Source organism: Roseomonas chloroacetimidivorans (assembly GCF_049629625.1).
Taxonomy (GTDB): Bacteria; Pseudomonadota; Alphaproteobacteria; order Acetobacterales; family Acetobacteraceae; genus Roseomonas; species Roseomonas chloroacetimidivorans.
In genome coordinates, this window is record NZ_JBNBZS010000190.1 from 1 (window position 1) to 3,844 (window position 3,844).

Below are 3,844 nucleotides of genomic sequence, written 5' to 3' on the forward strand. Positions count from 1 at the left end.
CGCGGATGTCGTCGACCTCGATCACCCCAGCGGCTTACCCCACTGCGACCGTGCACCGTCAGCCCCGACCTGCTCTGATGCGGCGAATAGCAATCACATCCGATTTACTTATTTCGCGTCGAGTCCTAAGCGAAAAGAAAGGCGGGGCCCGAAGGTCCCGCCGAGTTTAGGGAGGAAACGTCCAAGAATGCAGTAACCGGAAGATGGGTTGCTGCGCTGCACAACGTGCACTTGGGATGCCTGACATTCAAGTGGAATATTGCAGTGCAGCACCGCTGTGCCCCGCTGCTCGTAGAACCGGGCCACGGCACCGCGGATCACAGGCTGAGTGGCTGCTTCAGGAAGTGCTCCAGCCCCTTTGCGCGCTCCTCGGCCAGCTTCCGCTCCGCCTCGGCAGCCCGCCTCTCGGAATCCCGCGCCAGCTTGATCGAGTAGAAGATGGCGAGGAAGGCGCCGATGGCCTGCAGCACGGCCGCCCCGGCCGAAACCCAGGCGGCCCAGAGCTGCTGGGCAGCGATCTGGTCTGGCGTCATGGTCAGCCTCCCTGCTGCTCATAGAACCGAGTTTCGGCGTTGCCGCGCCGTGGCCACCTGATTCAATACCAGCATCCCAGCAAAAATGACGTTCGGTATCCGGTTCAATCAATTGCATGGAAGCGCGTGTCTTAAGTAGATCCGCGACAGCCAGAAAGGCGCCCAACCGACCTGTCCCCAGCGGAAGCGACCGGGACAAGTTATAGTCGAGGTGCGCCATCATGGCCGACCGCGAATGCATACCTGCGCCCCAACTTCTGGGCTCAAAAGCGTCCTGAGTACTTACCCGGGATAAAGGGCACGCTATGAGCGCCGGCCGTCGTAACCTGCTGGGCGGGGTGGCGGCGGGCTTGGCAGGGCGCTGACAGAACCACCTGAAGGCGACACCCGCGCTGGACGGTGCGGGTGTCCGGGATCAGGCGCCGACCGGTTTGAGGTCCATCGCCCGGGTACGCTCGTCCATGCGCGGGTCGTGCTGGATGCCGTTCTTCACCGCCCAGGTGTTGACCAACTGGACCAGCGGCATGATGGCGACGTCGTCCATCGCCAGCTTCACCGCCTGCTTCAACAGGTCCTCGCGCGCCTTATCATCCAGCGTCGATGTGGCGCGCTCGGTCAGGGCGTCGAGGTCGGGGTTGGAGTAGCGGCCGCCATTGTTGGCCCCGGTGCGTTTGGCCGGGTCATAGGTGCCGAGGATGTTGACCAGGGCGTAGGACGCCTCACCAGTGGCGCTGCCCCAGCCGAGCAGGCGGTTGCCGAACTCCTGCCGCGACGAGCGCACCGAGTACGAGGCCCAGGGCAGCGCCTCGACCGCCGTCTGCACGCCGATTCGGGTCCACATCTGCGCCACCGCCTGGGCCAGCCGGGCGTCGTTGGGGTAGCGGTCGTTGGGGGTGTGCAGGGTCATACGGAAGCCCTGCGGGAAGCCAGCCTCAGCCAGCAGACGCCGGGCGCCGGCCACGTCCACCCGCGGCACCGCCACGTCGGGGTTGTAGGAGTAAGAGCCCGGCGGCAGCCACTGGCCGGTGGGTTGGGCGGTGTTTTCCATCACCCGCTCGGCCAGCGCAGCGCGGTCGATGGCGACAGTCAACGCCCGGCGCACCCGCACGTCGTTGAACGGGTTCCTAGCCAGCGGCTTGCCGTCGTTGTCAGTGACGAAGACCGGGTTCTGATCGCGCGAGCGGTCGGGGGCGAGGTAGATCACCCTAAGGCCCTGGATCTGGCTGAGCTTGACCCGACTCTCACCGCGCAGCCTAGGCAGGTCAGACGAGGGCACGGTGTCAATTATGTCCACGTCGCCCGACAGGATCGCCGCGGTACGCGCGGGGGGCGAGGAGATCACCCTATAGTCCACACGCTCCCAGTCTGGGGTGCCGCCCCAGTAGGCGTCGTTGCGGGTCATCTGCACGCGGGTGCCGGCGGAGTAGGAAGCGAAGCGGTACGGCCCGGTGCCGACCACCGCCCGGCCGCTGTTGTAGTCCTCGGTGGTGGCGCCCTCGCCGACGTGGCGCGAGATCACCATCAGCGAGGTCAGGTCCGTCGGTAGCAGAGGCGCCGGGCCGGGGGTGTGGAAGCGCACCGTCAGCGGATCGACGATCTCGACCCGCTGGATCGAGCGCACGAAGGCGCCGAAGCCGCCAGGGCTGTTGGGCACGTCGGGGGCGCGCCGGATGGTGAAGGCGACGTCCTCCGCGGTGAAGTCGCGGCCGTCGTGCCACTTCACGCCCGGCCGCAGCTTGAACTCCCACGCCGTGTCGGACACCGCGCGCCAGCTTTCCGCCAGCATTGGCACCATCCGAGCCTTGGCGTCCATCGCCACGAGGTACTCGAAGAAATGCGAAGCAACACCGTTGTTGGGCGAGGCATTGTAGAAGTGCGGGTCGAGCGAGGTGATCGCCCCGCCGATGGCGATGGTGATGCTGCGCCCCGCGGATTGGGCTCGGGCGGCGCCGGCCAAGGAGGCAGCGGCGGGAGCAGCGAGGGCGGCGGCGCCAGCGAGCATCGCCCGGCGACGGGAAAGATCGAGCATCCCGGCTCTCCTTGGGTTCGGTGTTGCCGGACCGCAAGCGAAACCCGTGCCACGCTGCTAGGGTATGTGGACAAAGCCGATCCACAATTGGATGGCGCTTCGGTGGCGGGAGGATCCAGGGCCGCGCCGATCGCCTCGGGCGTGGCGGCGCCTTGCTCGTCCAGGTATCGGTAGATCGCCATTTTGGGGCGGATCGCCTGCAGCCGATCTGCCTTTCGGGCCTGGGCTTCCTCGCGCGAGTGACGGGGGAGCACCTTCTCGGCGTAGCGGGCAGGCATGGAGGTGCCGGCCGTGCGGATGATGCTGCGGAGGGCGTTGGCATGACCGGCTTTCTCCCCGGCTGGCGGCCGCTTCTTTAGGGCGCTGCTTGTCTTCGGGTGCCCGCCCTAGCACTACCTGGGCACTTGCGAGCGTGACGTGACCGACCGAGCTGTGGGGATACGACCTCGGCAGGAGGTGGTCATGGCGGATGCCGTTCGCGGTGCGGGCGATCTGGAGAGCTGGCTCGCGCCCTTTCTCGAGGTGATGGGGCGCAAGACGCGGCGGAGCTGGGCACCGCTCTACCTGCGAGGGCTGCTTGGCCCTGGCGAGCGCAAAAGCCTGCAGCCGATGGCGATGCGCCTGGGGCTCCCGGGACATGATCAGCTGCAGCACTTCATTGCCAGTCCTGCCTGGGATGACGCTCCGCTCTGGGCGGTGTTGGCGTATGAGGCGGACCGGCTAGTGGGCGGGCCGGATGCGTACCTAGTGATCGACGATACGGCGCTGCCAAAAAAGGGCGAGCTCTCGGTCGGCGTGGCGCGCCAGTACTGCGGGCAGCTGGGCAAGAAGGCGAACTGCCAGTCCCTGGTCTCGCTGACCCTGGCGAGGCACGAGGTACCTGTGCCGGTCGCCTTGCGGCTGTTCCTGCCCGACACTTGGACCGACAAGCCGGAGCGCTGCGCCAGGGCGGGCGTGCCGGCAGCGGAGATGGCGCCGCGGAGCAAGGGCGAGATCGCGCTCGCCGAGCTGGACCGGCTCAGGGCCGCAGGCGCGCGGTTCGGGACCGTGCTGGCTGATGCGGGCTATGGCGCGAGCGCCGAGTTCCGCCAGGCCCTCTCTGAGCGCGGCCTGCTCTGGGCAGTGGGCATCCCACGAGTGCAGGAGGTCTATGGCTGCGTAATCCGGTGGATCGTGATCAGTGATTCCGTTTGATCGTGATCAGTGGATCCGGTGGATGCTGATCGGTGATTCCGGTGAATGTGATCACTGGAATTGGGGTCGGGTCAGAGGAGCGGCGCGG

The 3,844-nt window shown here is 67.0% G+C and carries 2 protein-coding genes and 1 pseudogene; 1 reads left to right on the forward strand and 2 read right to left on the reverse strand.

Going from position 1 to position 3,844, the window contains the following annotated elements:
- Nucleotides 1-317: 317 nt before the first annotated feature.
- Nucleotides 318-533 (reverse strand): hypothetical protein, encoded by a 216-nt coding sequence (locus ACO1BU_RS36225; protein ID WP_424140718.1) that lies wholly within the window; start codon nt 531-533, stop codon nt 318-320.
- Nucleotides 534-948: 415 nt separating this feature from the next.
- The gene (locus ACO1BU_RS36230) at nt 949-2,562 is read right to left on the reverse strand and encodes an ABC transporter substrate-binding protein (RefSeq protein WP_424140719.1); all 1,614 of its coding nucleotides are present in this window, start codon (nt 2,560-2,562) and stop codon (nt 949-951) included.
- A 462-nt stretch (nt 2,563-3,024) separates the two neighbouring features.
- Between ACO1BU_RS36230 and ACO1BU_RS36235 the strand changes: the two are divergent.
- Nucleotides 3,025-3,735, forward strand: a pseudogene (locus tag ACO1BU_RS36235) (IS701 family transposase); the annotation flags it as partial.
- Nucleotides 3,736-3,844: the final 109 nt, after the last annotated feature.